General features: G+C 66.1%; 16 protein-coding genes. 2 read left to right on the top strand and 14 right to left on the bottom strand.

What is annotated here, in order from left to right:
• Nucleotides 1-30: 30 nt before the first annotated feature.
• Entirely contained in the window at nucleotides 31-735 is a 705-nt protein-coding gene (locus tag RPB_RS11695) for a nitroreductase (RefSeq protein WP_011441215.1), read from the top strand.
• Between the two features lie 138 nt (nucleotides 736-873).
• Here RPB_RS11695 and RPB_RS11690 read toward each other — a convergent pair whose 3' ends face one another.
• Both RPB_RS11690 and RPB_RS11680 read right to left on the bottom strand, forming a co-directional pair.
• A complete protein-coding gene (locus RPB_RS11690; RefSeq protein ID WP_011441214.1) occupies nucleotides 874-2,208 on the bottom strand; it encodes a replication-associated recombination protein A in 1,335 nt (444 codons plus the stop codon).
• 229 nt (nucleotides 2,209-2,437) lie between these two features.
• The gene (locus RPB_RS11680) at nucleotides 2,438-3,829 is read right to left on the bottom strand and encodes a DegQ family serine endoprotease (RefSeq protein ID WP_011441213.1); all 1,392 of its coding nucleotides are present in this window, start codon (nucleotides 3,827-3,829) and stop codon (nucleotides 2,438-2,440) included.
• 211 nt (nucleotides 3,830-4,040) lie between these two features.
• Here RPB_RS11680 and RPB_RS11675 point away from each other — a divergent pair, with 211 nt between their 5' ends.
• Nucleotides 4,041-5,054 (top strand): zinc-binding alcohol dehydrogenase family protein, encoded by a 1,014-nt coding sequence (locus RPB_RS11675; RefSeq protein WP_011441212.1) that lies wholly within the window; start codon nucleotides 4,041-4,043, stop codon nucleotides 5,052-5,054.
• Between the two features lie 239 nt (nucleotides 5,055-5,293).
• On the opposite strand, the gene RPB_RS11670 is transcribed toward RPB_RS11675, so the two are convergent.
• From RPB_RS11670 to rplF, 12 genes are all read right to left on the bottom strand, one after another.
• A complete protein-coding gene (locus tag RPB_RS11670; protein ID WP_011441211.1) occupies nucleotides 5,294-6,088 on the bottom strand; it encodes an SDR family NAD(P)-dependent oxidoreductase in 795 nt (264 codons plus the stop codon).
• 304 nt (nucleotides 6,089-6,392) lie between these two features.
• Nucleotides 6,393-6,809 carry a 50S ribosomal protein L17 gene (gene rplQ, locus RPB_RS11665; RefSeq protein ID WP_011441210.1) on the bottom strand — a complete coding sequence of 139 codons (417 nt, stop codon included), beginning with the start codon at nucleotides 6,807-6,809 and terminating at the stop codon, nucleotides 6,393-6,395.
• Nucleotides 6,810-6,930: 121 nt separating this feature from the next.
• Entirely contained in the window at nucleotides 6,931-7,950 is a 1,020-nt protein-coding gene (locus RPB_RS11660; protein WP_011441209.1) for a DNA-directed RNA polymerase subunit alpha, read from the bottom strand.
• 131 nt (nucleotides 7,951-8,081) lie between these two features.
• Complete coding sequence (rpsK, locus tag RPB_RS11655) at nucleotides 8,082-8,471, bottom strand: 30S ribosomal protein S11 (protein ID WP_011441208.1); 390 nt, start codon at nucleotides 8,469-8,471, stop codon at nucleotides 8,082-8,084.
• 129 nt (nucleotides 8,472-8,600) lie between these two features.
• A complete protein-coding gene (gene rpsM, locus RPB_RS11650; RefSeq protein ID WP_011441207.1) occupies nucleotides 8,601-8,969 on the bottom strand; it encodes a 30S ribosomal protein S13 in 369 nt (122 codons plus the stop codon).
• A 187-nt stretch (nucleotides 8,970-9,156) separates the two neighbouring features.
• Nucleotides 9,157-10,182 carry an adenylate kinase gene (locus RPB_RS11645; RefSeq protein ID WP_011441206.1) on the bottom strand — a complete coding sequence of 342 codons (1,026 nt, stop codon included), beginning with the start codon at nucleotides 10,180-10,182 and terminating at the stop codon, nucleotides 9,157-9,159.
• Nucleotides 10,179-11,510, bottom strand: coding sequence for a preprotein translocase subunit SecY (gene secY, locus RPB_RS11640; protein ID WP_011441205.1), 1,332 nt, complete (start codon nucleotides 11,508-11,510; stop codon nucleotides 10,179-10,181). Before secY ends, RPB_RS11645 begins: the two co-directional genes overlap by 4 nt.
• Nucleotides 11,511-11,659: 149 nt before the next feature.
• Nucleotides 11,660-12,145 carry a 50S ribosomal protein L15 gene (gene rplO, locus RPB_RS11635; RefSeq protein WP_011441204.1) on the bottom strand — a complete coding sequence of 162 codons (486 nt, stop codon included), beginning with the start codon at nucleotides 12,143-12,145 and terminating at the stop codon, nucleotides 11,660-11,662.
• A 12-nt stretch (nucleotides 12,146-12,157) separates the two neighbouring features.
• The gene (gene rpmD, locus RPB_RS11630) at nucleotides 12,158-12,352 is read right to left on the bottom strand and encodes a 50S ribosomal protein L30 (RefSeq protein WP_011441203.1); all 195 of its coding nucleotides are present in this window, start codon (nucleotides 12,350-12,352) and stop codon (nucleotides 12,158-12,160) included.
• Between the two features lie 56 nt (nucleotides 12,353-12,408).
• A complete protein-coding gene (gene rpsE / locus RPB_RS11625) occupies nucleotides 12,409-12,984 on the bottom strand; it encodes a 30S ribosomal protein S5 (RefSeq protein ID WP_011441202.1) in 576 nt (191 codons plus the stop codon).
• Nucleotides 12,985-13,044: 60 nt separating this feature from the next.
• Complete coding sequence (gene rplR, locus RPB_RS11620; RefSeq protein ID WP_011441201.1) at nucleotides 13,045-13,407, bottom strand: 50S ribosomal protein L18; 363 nt, start codon at nucleotides 13,405-13,407, stop codon at nucleotides 13,045-13,047.
• 11 nt (nucleotides 13,408-13,418) lie between these two features.
• The gene (gene rplF / locus RPB_RS11615; protein WP_011441200.1) at nucleotides 13,419-13,952 is read right to left on the bottom strand and encodes a 50S ribosomal protein L6; all 534 of its coding nucleotides are present in this window, start codon (nucleotides 13,950-13,952) and stop codon (nucleotides 13,419-13,421) included.
• Nucleotides 13,953-13,983 lie beyond the last annotated feature (31 nt).

Genomic DNA, 13,983 nt, shown 5'->3' with positions numbered 1-13,983 from the left:
AGATGATAAGTCGTGGGGGAAACCAGACAAATGCAGTTCGATGACGTCGTCCTCGGTCGCCGCAGCATTCGCGGATACAAGCCCGATCCCGTGCCGAAACAGTTGATCGAGGAAATCCTGACGCTGGCGATGCGCGCGCCGTCGTCGATGAACACCCAGCCGTGGAATTTCTATGTCATCACCGGCGAGCCGCTGAACCGGATCCGCGCCGGCAACACCGAGCGCAATCTGGCCGGCGTGCCGCACAGCCGCGAATTCCGCATTGGGCAGCCGTTCGCGGGCGCGCATCGCGACCGCCAGGTCGGCGTCGCCAAGCAGCTGTTCAGCGCGATGGGAATCGCGCGCGACGACAAGGACGCGCGGCAGGACTGGGTGCTGCGCGGCTTCCGCCAGTTCGACGCACCGGTGTGCATCATCGTCACCTACGACCGCGTGCTCGACGGCAGCGACGACACGCCGTTCGATTGCGGCGCGGTGACGACCGCGCTGGTCAACGCCGCCTGGTCGCGCGGGCTCGGCTGCGTCATCAACAGCCAGGGCATCATGCAGTCGCCGGTGGTGCGCGAACACGCCGGCATCGCCGACGATCAGATCATCATGAAGGCGATCGCGCTCGGCTGGCCGGACGAGACGTTTCCCGCCAACGCGGTGGTGTCGGAGCGCAAGCCGGTCAGCGAAGCGGCGGTGTTCGTCGGGTTCGACGAAGAGCCGGCCGCGAAGCGGCAGGCGGGGTAGTTCGCCCCCCGCGCGGTCATTCCGGTGCGGCCGCGCAGTCTTCAGTCTGTAGGGTGGGTTCGCGCGCAGCGCGTAACCCACCGACTCATCTCTCCGCGCGAGGACGGTGGGTTACGGCGCAAGAGCGCCTAACCCACCCTACGAGTTGTCCTTCGCCGCGCGCAGCTTCGCCCAATAGTCCAGCCGCTTGCGGATCTCGCGTTCGAAGCCGCGGTCGGGGGGATCGTAAAACGTCTGGTGGCCGAGCGCGTCGGGGAAATACTCCTGGCCGGAGAAGCCCTCGGGCGTGTCGTGGTCGTATTGGTAGCCGCCGCCATAGCCTTCGGACTTCATCAGCCCGGTCGGGGCGTTGAGGATGTGCTTGGGCGGCAGCAGCGAGCCGCCCTGCTTCGCCGCGCGCATCGCGGCCTTGTAGGCGGTGTAGGCGGCGTTGGATTTCGGCGCGGTGGCGAGATAGATCACCGCCTGCGCGATCGCGAGTTCGCCCTCGGGCGAGCCGAGGAAGTCGTAGGCGTCCTTGGCGGCATTGCAGATCACCAGCGCCTGCGGATCGGCCAGCCCGATGTCCTCGACCGCCATCCGCACCACGCGCCGCGCCAGGAACAGCGGGTCCTCGCCGGCGTCGAACATCCGGCACAGATAGTACAGCGCCGCGTCCGGATCGGAGCCGCGCACCGATTTATGCAGTGCCGAGATCAGGTTGTAGTGGCCGTCGGCGGATTTGTCGTAGATCGGCGCGCGACGCTGCAGGATGTCCTGCAACTGCGCGGCATTGAAGATCTCGCCGTCGCGCGCCGAGCGCCAGACCTCTTCGGCCAGCGTCAGCGAGGCGCGGCCGTCGCCATCGGCCATCCGCACCAGCACCGCGCGCGCCTCGGCATCGAGCGGCAGCTTCCGGCCCTCGGCCGCTTCCGCATGGGCGAACAGTTTCTCGATTGCCGCGGCATCGAGCGACTGGAACACCAGCACGCGCGCGCGTGAGAGAAGCGCCGCGTTGAGCTCGAACGACGGGTTCTCCGTCGTCGCGCCGACCAGCACCACGGTGCCGTCTTCCATCACCGGCAGAAACGAGTCCTGCTGCGCCTTGTTGAAGCGATGTACCTCGTCGACGAACAGCAGCGTGCCGCGGCCCATCTCGCGGCGCGCGCGGGCGGCGTCGAACACTTTTTTCAGATCGGCGACGCCGGAGAACACCGCGGAGATCTGCTCGAAATGCAGCTCGGTGGCGTCGGCCAGCAGCCGCGCGACGGTGGTCTTGCCGGTGCCGGGCGGGCCCCAGAACACCAGCGAGCCGAGCGTCCGCGTCGCCAGCATCCGCGTCAGCGCGCCGTCGGGGCCGAGGATGTGGTCCTGGCCGACGACGTCGGCGAGCACGCGCGGCCGCAGCCGATCCGGCAACGGCCGCGGCGCCTCACGCTCGAGGCCGGCGGCAGCGAACAGATTGGACGATGGCGTCGGGCGCTTGGGACTCATCGTCTGGCCCGCTCCCTTTCCCCACGCACCGCCTGCTCCTTCTCCCCGCGTGCGGGGAGAAGGGTGGGATGAGGGGGCGTCTCCACGAGGCCGAGCGGCTCGGCTTGGATCAGACACAAAAGCTCGGCCTTGCTGAAGCGCCCCCTCACCCGCCCGGCTTCGCTGACGCTACGCCGGGCGACCTCTCCCCGCGCGCGGGGAGAGGTTGGGAGCAGCGCTGCGGTCGTGCTCATCCGCCGAGCGTGACGTTGATCTGCTGGCCGCCGCGAACGACGGTGATGCGCCACAGGCGGAACGACTCGTTGGTGATGCGTTCGAGGTCGCTGGTCTTGCCGATGCGCTTGTTGTTGACCGCGACGATGATGTCGCCCTTCTGGAAACCGACGCTCGCCGCGGTGGCGCCGTCGGCGAGATCGGTCACGACCACGCCCTCGACGCTGGGGTCGAGCCGCAGGTCGTCGGCGATCGCCGGCGAGATGTTGGCGATCCTGGCACCCTGGAACGGCGAGCGCGCGGTCAGCACGATCTCGTCGCGGCCGGTGTCCGGCGCGGTCTCCAGCGTGATGCTGAGCTTGAGCGGCTTGCCGCCGCGCTGCACGTCGATCTGCGCGGTGCCGCCGAGCGGGCGGGTGGCGAAGCGATAGTCGAACGCGTTGGGATCATCGATCGCAAAGCCGTCGACCCCGACGATCAGATCGGACAGTCTCAGCCCCGCCTTGTCGGACGGGCTGCCCTTGGTGACGCTCGCCACCAGCGCGCCGCTGGGCCGCTTCAGACCGAGCGTCTCGGCGATCTCCGGCGTCACCGCCTGCAGCCGCGCGCCGAGCCACGGCCGCTTCACCGCCTTGCCGCCGCTCTTGGCCGAGGCGATCACCACCCGCACCATGTTGGTCGGGATCGCGAAGCCGATGCCCTGCGAGCCGCCGGAGCGCGAAAAGATCGCGGTGTTGATGCCGACCAGCTTGCCGGTCATGTCGACCAGCGCGCCGCCGGAATTGCCGGGATTGATCGCCGCGTCGGTCTGGATGAAGAACTGATAGTCGGTGATGCCGACCTGGGTGCGCGCCAGCGCCGAGACGATGCCGTGCGTCACGGTCTGGCCGACGCCGAACGGATTGCCCAACGCCAGCACCAGATCGCCGACCAGCAGCTCGTCCGAATTGGCCAGTTCGAGGGTGGCGAATTTCTCCCTGGTATCCTTGAGGCGCAGCACCGCGAGATCGGTGCGGCTGTCCTTCAGCACGATCTCGGCCTCGAACTCGCGCTTGTCGGCGAGCGCGACCTTGACCTGATCGGCGCCGTCGATGACGTGATTGTTGGTGACGACGAGGCCCGACGGATCGACCATCACGCCGCTTCCGAGCGAGCGCTGGATCTGCTCGGGCTGCGGGCCGCCGCCGAAGAAGCGGCGGAAGATCGGGTCTTCCAAGAGCGGATTGCGGTTCTGCACCACCTTGGCGGCGTAGACGTTCACCACCGCCGGCTGCGCGTGCTGCACGATCGGCGCGTAGCTGAGCTTGATCTCGGCCTGCGACGCCGGCAGCCGCCGCTCCTGCGCGGTCGCCGGGGCCGACGCCGCGAGCGAGAGCAGGACGGCCGTGAAGATGCGGACAGCGGACATGAGGCGATGTTCCAGAGTTGAAGCGGCCGCGTGATCGACGCAGCCTGCGCGAATCGAAGCGGTCAAAAGCGGCGGATTGTAGCCTTCCGGCGCAGCGCCGGCAGGTCAATCATGCGTGTGGGCACTATACCTCGCCGGCCGCGACGCTTGCAATTGACCGGGGGCGTGACACCTAGAGGACGCAAGCGCCGTCAGCACAGGAGCACCGTTCATGAAGGCCGTAGGCTACGCCAAATCCCTCCCGATCGACGACGCCGACGCGCTGATCGATGTCGACGTCGCCAGGCCGGAGCCAGGCCCGCGCGACCTGCGCGTCGCCGTGAAGGCGATCTCGGTCAATCCGGTCGACTTCAAGGTCCGCAAGCGCGCCGCGCCGCCGGCCGGCCAGATCAAGATTCTGGGCTACGACGCCGCCGGCGTGGTCGAGTCCGTGGGCAGCGAGGTGACGCTGTTCCGGCCCGGCGACGAGGTGTTCTACGCCGGTTCGATCGGCCGCCAGGGCACCAATGCCGAATTGCATCTGGTCGACGAGCGCATCGTCGGCCGCAAGCCGACGACACTGTCGTTCGCGCAGGCGGCGGCGCTGCCGCTGACCTCGATTACCGCGTGGGAACTGCTGTTCGACCGGCTCGGCGTGCGGCCCGGCAAGGCGCACGACCCGCGCACGCTGCTGATCACCGGCGGCGCCGGCGGCGTCGGCTCGATCCTGATCCAGCTGGCGCGCCGGCTCACCGCGCTGACCGTGGTGGCGACCGCGTCGCGGCCGCAGACGCAGGCCTGGTGCCGCGAGCTCGGCGCCGATGCGGTGATCGATCACAGCCGGGCGATGCAGCCGCAGATCGACGCCTTGAAGCTGCCGCCGGTGGCGCTGATCGCCAGCCTCACCAACACCGATCAGCATTTCCCGGCGCTGGTCGAGATCCTGGCGCCCCAGGGCAAGGTGGCGCTGATCGACGACCCGGCGACGCTGAACCCGATGCTGCTGAAGCCGAAATCGGCGTCGCTGCATTGGGAGGCGATGTTCGCGCGCTCGACCTACACCACGCCCGACATGATCGCGCAGCACGACCTGTTGAACGAAGTCGCAGACCTGATCGACGCCGGCGTGCTGCGCACCACGCTCGACCAGACCTTCGGGACGATCAATGCCGCGAATTTGAGACGCGCCCACGCGCTGCTGGAGAGCGGCAAATCGGTCGGCAAGATCGTGCTGGAGGGGTGGTAGTCGGCGCGCGCCGTGCCCGCGTCGCCCTCACCCCACCCCTCTCCCGCAAGCGGGAGAGGGAGCAGGCTGTGCGTGCTGTGCGGGCCGCGGACCAATGCGATTCAGACTCGTCATCGCGAGCGGAGTTTGTTCGGCCCAATGCGCTTATCCAAGCGGCAACGCGCCCCCTCTCCCGCTTGCGGGAGAGGGTTGGAGTGAGGGCGAGCCGAGCACTGAGACAATGAACTAAGCTCGACGAACTACGCGATCGTCTGCAAGAGCCCGCCTTCGGCGCGCAGCGCGGCGCCGTTGGTGGCGGAGGCTTCCTTGGAGCTGACATAGACCACCATGTTGGCGATCTCCTCGACGGTAGCGAAGCGCTGGATCAGTGAGCCGGGGCGATGCTGCTTGACGAAATTGGCCGCCGCCTCGGCCTCCGACTGGCCGTTCTGCTTGGCCAGATCGGCGACGAAGGTCTGCACGCCTTCGCTCATCGTCGGTCCCGGCATCACCGCATTGACCGTCACCGCGGTGCCGCGGGTCATCTCCGCGAGGCCGCGCGACACCGAGAGCTGCGCGGTCTTGGTCATGCCGTAGTGGATCATCTCCTTCGGAATCATGAGCGCGGATTCCGAGGCGATGAAGACGATGCGGCCCCAATTACGCTCGAGCATCCCCGGCATGTAGCCGCGCGACAGCCGCACGCCGCTCATCACATTGACGTCGAAGAAGCGCTGCCAGTCGGCGTCCGGAATGTCGAAGAAGCCCTTCGGTTCGAAGATGCCGGCATTGTTGATCAGGATGTCGACGCGCGGAATCGCGACCAGCAGCGCGGCGCAGCCCTCCGCGGTGGAGACATCGGCGGCGACGCCGCACAGCTTGGCGCCCGGCACCGCCTTGTCGATCGCGGCCTGCGCGGCGTCGACCTTGGCCTGGCTGCGGCCGTTGACCACGACCTCGGCGCCGGCCGCGGCGAGCCCCCTGGCGATGGCGTGGCCGATGCCCGCCGTCGAGCCGGTGACCAGCGCGGTCTTGCCGGAGAGATTGATGTGCATGTGGTTGCTCCTCGTTACATTGCTCGGCGCGATAGCTGACGTAACGTCGGAAGCGATGGTCGTGAGCGCAAGACGCGATTTCGTGTGCAGCGCTTGCTGCATATTCGGAGGTCATCGCCCGGCTTTGTCCGGGCGACCCAGTATTGCAGAGCGCTGGTGATGAACGCGGGCGCGCTGGCATACTGGATCCCCGCATGCGCGGGGATGACGGTCGATGGTGGTGCGAACCCAGCGGCCTACGCCCAACGAAAAAGGCGGCGCCTTGCGGCACCGCCTTTGGAAACTCGGGTGTTGCAGAAGCCGCTTACGCCGCTTCGGCAGCGCCGTCCTGGGACGGACCGGAATCCTTGCCCTTGGCGTCTTCGTCGCGGTCGACGAATTCGATCACCGCCATCGGGGCGTTGTCGCCGTAGCGGAAGCCGGCCTTGATGATGCGGGTGTAACCGCCCTGACGGTCGGCATAGCGCTTGGCCAGAACGTCGAACAGCTTCCGGACCTGGTCCAGGTCGCGCATCTCGCTGATCGCCTGGCGGCGCTTGTCGAGGCCACCCTTCTTGCCGAGCGTGACCAGCTTCTCGACGATCGGCCGCAATTCCTTGGCCTTCGGCAGCGTGGTGACGATCTGCTCGTGCTTGATCAGCGCGGCGCACATGTTGGCGAACATCGCCTTGCGATGCTCGGCGGTGCGATTGAGCTTCCGATGAACCTTGCCGTGACGCATGTGAGTAGTCCCTCTAATTCAATGTCCCGACGGTTCGTCGGAGTTGCAGGTGGGCTGCCTGCGTTCGCCCGGAAACGGGAACGGCGAACAGCCTGCGCTGTCCGCCATCCCGTCGTCGTTCTCAGTAGTGATCTTCGAAGCGCTTGGCGAGCTCGTCGATGTTCTCCGGCGGCCAGCCCGGCACTTCCATGCCGAGATGCAGGCCCATCTGCGCCAGCACTTCCTTGATCTCGTTCAGCGACTTGCGGCCGAAGTTCGGGGTGCGGAGCATTTCGGCTTCCGACTTCTGCACCAGGTCGCCGATGTAGACGATGTTGTCGTTCTTCAGGCAGTTCGCCGAACGCACCGACAGTTCGAGTTCGTCCACCTTCTTGAGGAAGGCCGGGTTGAAGGCCAGATCCGGGATGATCTCCTGGGTGACTTCCTTGCGCGGCTCTTCGAAGTTGACGAAGACGTTGAGCTGGTCCTGCAGGATGCGGGCGGCGAAGGCGACCGCGTCGTCCGGGGTCAGCGCGCCGTTGGTCTCGACCGTCATGGTCAGCTTGTCGTAGTCGAGGATCTGACCCTCGCGGGTGTTCTCGACCTTGTACGACACCTTGCGCACCGGAGAGTACAGGCTGTCGACCGGGATCAGGCCGATCGGCGCGTCTTCCGGACGGTTGCGCTCGGCGGCGACGTAGCCCTTGCCGGTGTTGACGGTGAATTCCATGCGGATCTCGGCGCCCTCGTCGAGGGTGCAGATCTGCAGGTCCGGATTGAGCACGACGATGTCGCCGACGGTCTGGATGTCACCGGCGGTGACGACGCCCGGCCCCTGCTTCTTGACGACCATCCGCTTCGGGCCTTCGCCCTGCATCTTCAGCGAGATGTCCTTGATGTTCAGCACGATGTCGGTGACGTCCTCGCGCACGCCGGCGATCGAGGAGAACTCGTGCAGCACGCCGTCGATGTGCACCGACTGCACCGCCGCGCCCTGCAGCGACGACAGCAGCACGCGCCGCAGCGCGTTGCCGAGTGTCTGGCCGAAGCCGCGCTCGAGCGGCTCGGCGACCAGCGTCGCGAACCGGGTGGCATCGCTGCCGGCAGTCACCTGCAGCTTGTTCGGTCGAATGAGTTCTTGCCAATTCTTCTGGATCGTCACTGTGTCACCTTCCTGGCCGGTCGATCGCCGCCGAAATAAGGGCGCGGTCACTGGCGATGGAAACTGCGGATCAATCCGCGCCAAAGTATCGAAAGCCGCGGGCGGCTCGACACCACCCGCGACAGAAAAAATCAGACCCGACGCCGCTTGCGCGGCCGGCAGCCGTTGTGCGGGATCGTGGTGACGTCACGGATCGAGGTCACCGTGAAACCCGACGCCTGCAGCGCGCGCAGCGCCGATTCGCGGCCCGAACCCGGACCGGCGACCTCGACTTCGAGGGTGCGCATGCCGTGCTCCTGCGCCTTCTTGGCGACGTCCTCGGCCGCGACCTGCGCGGCGTAGGGGGTCGACTTGCGCGAGCCCTTGAAGCCCATCGTGCCGGCCGACGACCAGGCGATCGCATTGCCCTGCGCGTCGGTGATGGTGATGGTCGTGTTGTTGAACGACGAGTTCACATGCGCAATGCCAGAGGCGATGTTCTTGCGCTCGCGGCGGCGAATGCGGCCGGCTTCCTTAGCCATGGTCTACCTTTCTGAGTGATCTCAACGCCGCCGTAACACCAGCGGCTCCACCGAAACGGCGAATGGCGAAAAGCGAGCGGCGAATAGGGGAAGCCCCTACCCGCCATTCGCCGTTCGCTACTCGCAAAATTACTTCTTCTTGCCGGCGATCGCCTTCGCCGGACCCTTGCGGGTGCGGGCGTTGGTGTGGGTGCGCTGGCCACGCACCGGCAGACCGCGACGATGGCGCAGGCCGCGATAGCAGCCGAGGTCCATCAGGCGCTTGATGTTCATGCCGGTCTCGCGACGAAGATCGCCCTCGACCAGATAGTCGCGGTCGATGACTTCGCGAATCTGAAGAACCTCGGCGTCGCTCAACTGATTGACGCGACGATCCACCGGGATCTTCACCTTCTCGATGATCTCGGCGGCGTTCTTCTGGCCGATGCCATGGATGTACTGGAGCGCGATCAGCACGCGCTTGTTGGTCGGGATATTCACGCCGGCTATACGGGCCACAGACTTCTCTCCTGTCACCGACCGCAACCGGCCGGCTGATTCTTGCTATCTCGGGCTGGCGTTCACAAACGCGAACACGACGCCATCCCCTCGGTCGTTCTGGGGCCCGGCATCGTCTGAAACCTATCCGACGGGATATCGGGCCTTATTAAAGGATTCCGTTTCTGTTCGTCAACCGAATCCAGGTTCAAGCTCGCTTTTTGTTGACTTTCCTGGCCTTTTGGGCGGAGGGCGTCCCCGCCTTCTTGGCCGCCTTCTTCGTCACCTTGGCGCCGCGTTTCGGCGCCTTGGCGGCCGATTTGGCCTTCGATTTGTTTGCTTTCTTGCCGGCCGTCTTGGCCGCCTTGGCGGGCGCCTTGCTCGCGACCTTGGCGGCCTTTTTGCCAGTCTTCTTCGTGGCTTTCGCCGGCTTCTTCAGACCGGCCGAAGCCGTCTTGGCGGATTCCGCCTTGCTCGAAGATTTTCCGCTAACTGCCTTCTTGGCCGAAGCTTTCTTGGCCGGAGCCTTGCCGGGAGCTTTCGCCTTGCCGGAAGCCTTGGGCTTGCCGGAAGCCTTGGCCGGCTTCGCGCTCTTTTTGACCGCGCGCTTGGCAGCGGCGGTCTTGGCAGCCTTCTTGGCGTTGGCCTCGCCGAGCGCCTCAAGGATCCGGCCGATCTCGCGGGTGACCTCGTCGATGGTCATCATGCCGTCGACGGTCAGCAGCTTGCGCTTGTCCGAATAATACTCGACCAGCGGCTCGGTCTGCAGGCGATACGCGGTCAGGCGCTTCGCCAGCGCCTCGGCGTTGTCGTCGGCGCGGGGCTCCTCGCCCCGCTCGCGCATCTCCGCGACGCGGGTCTCGACCCGGGCCAGCAGCGCGCTTTCGTTGACCCGCAATTCGACCACGGCATCGAGGCCGAGCTTCTTGTCCTTGAGCAGCGCGTCGAGCGCCTCGGCCTGCGGCACGGTGCGCGGAAAGCCGTCGAGGATGAAGCCGTTGGTGGCGTCGGGCTGCTCGATGCGGTCGGAGATGATGCCGATCACCACCTCGTCCGGCACCAGGCCGCCGCTCGCCATGATGTCCTTGGCCTTCAGCCCGACCGGCGTGCCGGCCGCGACCGCGGCGCGCAGCATGTCTCCGGTGGAAAGCTGCACCAGTCCGTATTGCTGAACCAGGCGGGCCGCTTGCGTTCCCTTGCCCGCCCCCGGCGGCCCGAGAAGGATCAGTCTCATTTCTTACGGCCCCTCAACTTCGACTTCCGGATCAGGCCTTCATACTGATGCGCCAGCAGATAGCCCTGCACCTGGGCGACCGTGTCCATCGTGACGCTGACCACGATCAGAAGCGAAGTTCCGCCGAAATAGAACGGCACCGCCGCGTAGGAAATCAGGACTTCGGGGATCAGACAGACGATCGCCAGATAGATCGCTCCGACCGCGGTGATGCGCGTCAGCACGAAGTCGATGTATTCCGCGGTGCGCTCGCCGGGGCGGATGCCCGGGATGAAGCCGCCGTGCTTCTTCAGATTGTCCGCGGTCTCGGTCGGGTTGAACACGATCGCGGTGTAGAAGAACGCGAAGAACACGATCATCGCGATGTAGAACACCAGGAACAGCGGCCGGCCGTGGCCGAACTGGGTGACGATCCACTGGAACCATTCCGGGCCGGTGCCCGAATTGAAGCTCGCGATCGTGGTCGGCAGCAGCAGCAGCGACGAGGCGAAGATCGGCGGGATCACGCCGGAGGTGTTGAGCTTCAGCGGCAGATGCGAGGACTGGCCCTCGAACATCTTGTTGCCGACCTGGCGCTTCGGATACTGGATCAGCAGCCGGCGCTGCGCCCGCTCCATGAACACGATGAAGGCGATGACGACGACCGACATCACCAGCACCAGCAGGATCAGCGCGGTCGACAGCGCGCCCTGACGGCCGAGTTCGAGCATGCTGGCGAGCGCCGAGGGCAACTCGGCGACGATGCCGGCGAGGATGATCAGCGAGATGCCGTTGCCGATGCCGCGCGAAGTGATCTGCTCGCCCAGCCACATCAGGAACATGGTTCCGCCGGTCAGCGTGATCGCCGTCGACAGCAGGAAGAACGCGCCGGGCTCCGACACCACATTGCCGGCGCCCTGCAGGCCGACGGCGATGCCGTAGGACTGGAACGCCGCCAGGATCACCGTGAGATAGCGGGTGTACTGGTTCAGCGTCTTGCGGCCGGATTCGCCTTCCTTCTTCAGCGCCTCGAGCTGCGGCGACACCGTGGTCAAGAGCTGCACGATGATCGATGCCGAGATGTACGGCATGATGTTGAGCGCGAAGATCGCCATGCGGTGGATGCCGCCGCCGGCGAACATGTTGAACATGCCGAGAATGCCGCCGGCCTGCGACTTGAACACCTGCTCCCACACCGTGGGATCGATGCCGGGCAGCGGGATGTAGGTGCCGAGCCGGTAGACCAGCAGCGCGCCGAGCGTGAACCAGATCCGCTTCTTCAGCTCTTCGGCCTTGCCGAGCGCCGAGAAATTGAGGTTGGCCGCGAGTTGTTCCGCTGCAGAGACCATGTCCGGCTTTCTCCCGCGCTACTCGTCCCGTGGTGCCGCCGGATGCGGGCCGCCGAGGGAGCGCCGGGCATCATTTGGTGTGCGAATGTCGTCAATTCCACCGCCGCCGGCAAGGCCGGCGCCCGCTTTCGCGGGCGATGACGGCAATGTTACGCGGCTTCGCCTTCGTCCTTCTTCGGCGCCAGGATCTTCACCGATCCGCCGGCCTTCTCGACCGCCTCGATCGCCGATTTGGTGGCGCCGTGGACTTCGATCGTGAGCTTCGCCTTGAGCTCACCGCGGCCGAGCAGCCGCACGCCGTCGCGCGAGCGACGCAGCACACCGGCCGCGACCAGCGACTCGGCGTTGATCACCGCGCCGGCGTCGATCGTCTTGGCGTCGATCGCATCCTGCAGCCGGTCGAGATTGATCTCGGCGAATTCGAGCCGGAAGATGTTGTTGAAGCCGCGCTTCGGCAGGCGCCGATGCAGCGGCATCTGGCCGCCTTCGAAGCCCTTGATGCGTACGCCGGAGCGCGCGGTCTGGCCCTTGCCGCCACGGCCGCCGGTCTTGCCTTTGCCGGAGCCGATACCGCGGCCGATGCGCATGCGCTTCTTGCGTGCGCCGGGATTGTCGGAAATCTCGCTGAGCTTCATCGCCCTGCCCTCTTACTTCTCGTCGACGACGCGAACGAGGTGTTGCACCTTGGCGATCATGCCGCGAACTTCAGGCGTATCCTGAAGCTCGGTGACCCGGCCGATCTTGTTGAGCTTGAGGCCGACCAGCGTCGCGCGCTGCGAGTGATGGCGGCGGATTGGGCTGCCGATCTGCTCGACCTTGATCATGTTTGCGGCGTTGGCCATCGTCTTCACTCCGGATCGCGTCTTGTCTCTGTCAGCGGGATCGCGTGATCACGCCGTTATTCGGCAACCACTTCCGCATCGCCGCCGACGCGGCGGGCCTGCAGGGTGGACACCTTGATGTTGCGGCGGGCAGCGACCGAACGCGGCGAGTCGACGTGCTTCAGCGCATCGAAAGTCGCGCGAACCATGTTGTAGGGGTTCGACGAGCCGATCGATTTCGCCACCACGTCCTGGATGCCGAGCGTCTCGAACACCGCGCGCATCGGGCCGCCGGCGATGATGCCGGTACCGGCCGGGGCGGCGCGCAGATAGACGCGACCGGCGCCGTGACGGCCGGCGATGTCGTGATGCAGCGTGCGACCTTCGCGCAGCGCCACCCGCGTCAGGTTGCGCTTCGCCGCTTCGGTCGCCTTGCGGATCGCTTCCGGAACTTCGCGCGCCTTGCCGTGGCCGAAACCGACCCGGCCCTTCTGGTCGCCGATCACGACCAGCGCCGCGAAGCCGAAGCGCTTGCCGCCCTTCACGACCTTCGCCACACGGTTGATGTGGACGAGCTTGTCGACGAACTCGCTGTCGCGCTCCTCGCGATCCCTGCTCCGTTCGCGTCCACCGCGTTCGCGTTCAGCTGCCATGGTGTTTTCCAATCTCTGCGAGGCTGTCGCCCCGATCCTTGTATCCGTTCAAACCGAAACTTAGAAGCTCAGGCCGCTCTCGCGCGCCGCATCCGCCAGCGCCTTGACGCGGCCGTGATACAGATAGCCGCCGCGGTCGAACACGACTTCCTTGACGCCCTGCTTCACCGCGCGCTCCGCCAGCAGCTTGCCGACCGCCTTCGCCGCGTCGATGTTGGCGCCGGTGTTGCCGGCTTCGCGCATCGACTTCTCCAGCGACGACGCCGAGGCCAGGGTCTCGCCCTTCAGATCGTCGATCACCTGGGCGTAAATATGCTTCGACGAGCGGAACACCGACAGCCGCGGACGGCCGTTGGCGGTGCGCCGCAGCGCGATCCGGACCCGAGTCTTGCGCCGGGCATTCGTGACATTCAACTTCGACATGACCGGCTCCGTTACTTCTTCTTGCCTTCCTTGCGGAAGATGAACTCGTCGGAATAACGCACGCCCTTGCCCTTGTAGGGCTCCGGCGGACGATAGTCGCGGATCTCGGCCGCGACCTGACCGACCTTCTGCGAGTCGATGCCGACGACGTTGATCTCGGTCGGCTTCGGCACCGTGATGGTGATCCCTTCCGGGATGTCGTAGATCACGTCGTGGCTGTAGCCGAGCGCGAGCTGCAGCTTCTTGCCCTGCAGCGCGGCGCGATAGCCGACGCCGGTGATCTCGAGCTTCTTCTCGAAGCCCTTGGTGACGCCTTCCACCAGGTTCGCGATCTGGGCGCGCGCCGTTCCGTACAACGCCTGCGCGCGATTCGTCTCGAACCGCGGCGCCACCTTCACCGAGCCGTCCTCGAACTTGACGTCGACGTCGTCGTGCACGACGAAATGAAGCTGACCCTTCGGCCCCTTCATCTTGACGGTCTGACCCTCGACGGACGCCGTCACCCCGGACGGGACCGTGACGGGCTTCTTGCCAACGCGTGACATGGTCGATCCTTCCTAACCAAACATCATCCGG

This window comes from Rhodopseudomonas palustris HaA2 (assembly GCF_000013365.1).
In the GTDB taxonomy this organism is placed as follows: Bacteria; Pseudomonadota; Alphaproteobacteria; order Rhizobiales; family Xanthobacteraceae; genus Rhodopseudomonas; species Rhodopseudomonas palustris_J.
Note: the sequence above shows the minus strand (reverse complement) of the source record. Positions and strands in the feature narration are given on the sequence as shown.

Coding starts and splice junctions, on each gene's coding strand:
- RPB_RS11695 (WP_011441215.1), top strand. CDS start 31: ATGCAGTTCGATGACGTCGTCCTCGGTCGCCGCAGCATTCGCGGATAC.
- RPB_RS11690 (WP_011441214.1), bottom strand. CDS start 2,208: ATGAGTCCCAAGCGCCCGACGCCATCGTCCAATCTGTTCGCTGCCGCC.
- RPB_RS11680 (WP_011441213.1), bottom strand. CDS start 3,829: ATGTCCGCTGTCCGCATCTTCACGGCCGTCCTGCTCTCGCTCGCGGCG.
- RPB_RS11675 (WP_011441212.1), top strand. CDS start 4,041: ATGAAGGCCGTAGGCTACGCCAAATCCCTCCCGATCGACGACGCCGAC.
- RPB_RS11670 (WP_011441211.1), bottom strand. CDS start 6,088: ATGCACATCAATCTCTCCGGCAAGACCGCGCTGGTCACCGGCTCGACG.
- rplQ (WP_011441210.1), bottom strand. CDS start 6,809: ATGCGTCACGGCAAGGTTCATCGGAAGCTCAATCGCACCGCCGAGCAT.
- rpsK (WP_011441208.1), bottom strand. CDS start 8,471: ATGGCTAAGGAAGCCGGCCGCATTCGCCGCCGCGAGCGCAAGAACATC.
- RPB_RS11645 (WP_011441206.1), bottom strand. CDS start 10,182: ATGAGACTGATCCTTCTCGGGCCGCCGGGGGCGGGCAAGGGAACGCAA.
- secY (WP_011441205.1), bottom strand. CDS start 11,510: ATGGTCTCTGCAGCGGAACAACTCGCGGCCAACCTCAATTTCTCGGCG.
- rplO (WP_011441204.1), bottom strand. CDS start 12,145: ATGAAGCTCAGCGAGATTTCCGACAATCCCGGCGCACGCAAGAAGCGC.
- rpmD (WP_011441203.1), bottom strand. CDS start 12,352: ATGGCCAACGCCGCAAACATGATCAAGGTCGAGCAGATCGGCAGCCCA.
- rpsE (WP_011441202.1), bottom strand. CDS start 12,984: ATGGCAGCTGAACGCGAACGCGGTGGACGCGAACGGAGCAGGGATCGC.
- rplR (WP_011441201.1), bottom strand. CDS start 13,407: ATGTCGAAGTTGAATGTCACGAATGCCCGGCGCAAGACTCGGGTCCGG.
- rplF (WP_011441200.1), bottom strand. CDS start 13,952: ATGTCACGCGTTGGCAAGAAGCCCGTCACGGTCCCGTCCGGGGTGACG.